The organism is Tabrizicola sp., assembly GCF_051645465.1.
Lineage (GTDB): Bacteria > Pseudomonadota > Alphaproteobacteria > Rhodobacterales > Rhodobacteraceae > Tabrizicola.
In genome coordinates this window covers 1-2207 of record NZ_JBOFBI010000072.1, presented here as the reverse complement: position 1 = coordinate 2207, position 2207 = coordinate 1, and the positions used below count along the sequence as shown (strand labels likewise).

Annotated in this window: 1 protein-coding gene and 1 pseudogene; both read left to right on the top strand. The window is 64.6% G+C overall.

What is annotated here, in order from left to right:
- A pseudogene (locus ACRCSW_RS04175) lies at window positions 1–770 on the top strand (hypothetical protein); the annotation flags it as partial.
- Window positions 763–2115, top strand: a complete 1353-nt coding sequence (locus tag ACRCSW_RS04170) for a hypothetical protein (RefSeq protein ID WP_438702841.1) — start codon at window positions 763–765, stop codon at window positions 2113–2115. The pseudogene ACRCSW_RS04175 and the gene ACRCSW_RS04170, both read left to right, overlap by 8 nt.
- Window positions 2116–2207: the final 92 nt, after the last annotated feature.

Sequence of the window (2207 nt, the reverse complement as noted above, 5' to 3'; positions counted from 1 at the left end):
TAGAGGCCTGCACAGAGGCTGCCCAGGCCTTTCCCGAGGTCCGGCGGCTGCACTTTCAGCTGGGTCGCGCGCTGAATCGTCTGGGTCGGTTCGACGAGTCGTTGAAGGCTTTTCAGACCGCAGCCGATCTGGGCTCGATTGCCGCGCTGAATGACATCGCGACACAGCACGAAAATGGCGAGGGCGTACCTTCGTCGCCGGAGACCGCTTTCTCGATCTATGTTCAGGCGGCAGAAGGGGGCGATGTGATGGGCATGACCAATGCCGCGCGGATGCTGGAATACGGTCGCGGCACGACCAAGGACGTCGAGGCCGCTGTAAAGTGGTATCAGCGCGCGGCCGACGAGGGTGACGGTTTCGCGATCACGAAGCTTGTGCCCTACTACATCGGAGGCGGCCCCGGAATTGAGCCCGACCCCCAAAAGGCGCTCGACATGCTGAACAAGGGGATCGAACTGCGTGACCCTCTTGCAATGGCGACGGCGGCAGTTCTGCTCGACACGAACGTGGGCTTCAGCGAGTTCTTTCCGGGGTTGACCTCGGAACAGTTGGCTCTTGACCTTCTGTCTTTGGGAGAAATTGGCCTGGAGGCTCTTGTCGCCACAACCAATGATGCCAATGGTCTGAGCCCTGACACGATACGCGGCCTGCAGCAGACGCTGACGGACAAAGAGTTCTACGGTGGCGAAATCGACGGCACGTTCAACCCGATGTTCATCCGGGCGCTGGATGCCTACGCCAGTTCTGCCAGCAGCCAGGCCAATGACTAAGGTCGCGGTCCTGCTGAAACCGATGACGGTATCGCTGGCCCTCGGGCTGGCGGTACCGGCCAGCCCGGCGCTGGCCGAGGATGCAATCCGCGATCTGGTCGATCAGCTTGCGGATTGTACCGGGGCCACAGCTCCCCTGCGGCTGGTCGTGGCAGGGTTGCCCAATTCGCAGACCGTCCTGACCGTTGACGCGGCGGCCCGGCTGCGGCTGGATGTCGAGGCGATGTTGTCCGACACCGGGGCGGTCGAGATCAGCGCTGGCAGGGATGCCGAGAAACTGCGCGGGCTGGTCGATGGGCTTGATCCTTTGGAGGTGGAGGCCGTGGTGGCCACCGGCTCGACGGGCGATGCGGTGGTGTTCATCGTCGATCCGGTCCGCAAGGACGAGGTGGTTGCGTTCCGGCTGCAGGCGATCACCCAGGATGCGACCTGCAAGGTCACGAGCGACGGTCTGGAGATGGCCCTCGTTACCGAAGGATCGGCCAGCTATGACCGGGTGATAGACGCGGCCCTGGACGATCTGTTGCGCATTGCGCCCGAGGTCGACAGGCTGGAAATCTGTCCGATTATCAGTGAGGCGGGCTACAGCGGCTGCGGCTCCGCCCTGACCGACAGCCTTGCCGCCGCCGCCGCTGCCCGCGCGCTAGATGCCAATCGCATCCTGGCCGGGCGTGAGCTGGCCGTGGAACGACCGGGCGTTGCCGCATGTGCGACGGCTGTGGCCCCCGGCGCAGACACCGGTCAGGATACCCTCCGTTCGGTGGGGCGTTTATCCCAGGATGCCAGCGGTTCGGTCTGGCTTGATCTCGAATTCCGCCGCCAGGCGCAGGTCGTATCGGCGAAACCGCGGACGCAGGTTGATCTGACCGGCCTCGGCTGCGATGCCGCTGTCCGCCCTCTGTTGGACTTCGTCTCGATCACCGCCAACCGGGATGCAACGCGCCTTGACCTGACGGCCCCCGCGTTCGAGGCGGGCCAGCGGCTTGAGGTCCGGGTGGACATGGCCAAACCTGGCCCCTTGTACTGCTGGGTGATGGCCCCGGACGAGACGGCCTTCGTGGTGCTGCCCGTCGGCGAGATGGCCACCGTGGAGTCCGGCAGCTACAGCTATCCGGCCGATTTCGGCCTGGCTGACATCGTGCTCTCGGGCGCATTCGAGAACCTCTTTCACTGCTTTGCCCCCGCCGAAGCCCTGCCTGCAGCCCTTGAGCAAAGCTGGCGGAACGCCGGGCCACAGGCCACAAATCAGGTTTTGCTGGACAGCGCGGCCATTGCGGCCATGTTGGAGGATATGCGCGCCCAGCCCGGTATGGTCGAGGCAACGACGCGAATTCTGGTGAGATAGCGATGGACGGCATTGACCCCCGCGACCTGCCGCTTGGCCATGACGAGGCCTGTGCCGCCGACCTGCACTCCGTCGCCGATGGCAGGATGCTG

Coding starts and splice junctions, on each gene's coding strand:
- ACRCSW_RS04170 (WP_438702841.1), top strand. CDS start 763: ATGACTAAGGTCGCGGTCCTGCTGAAACCGATGACGGTATCGCTGGCC.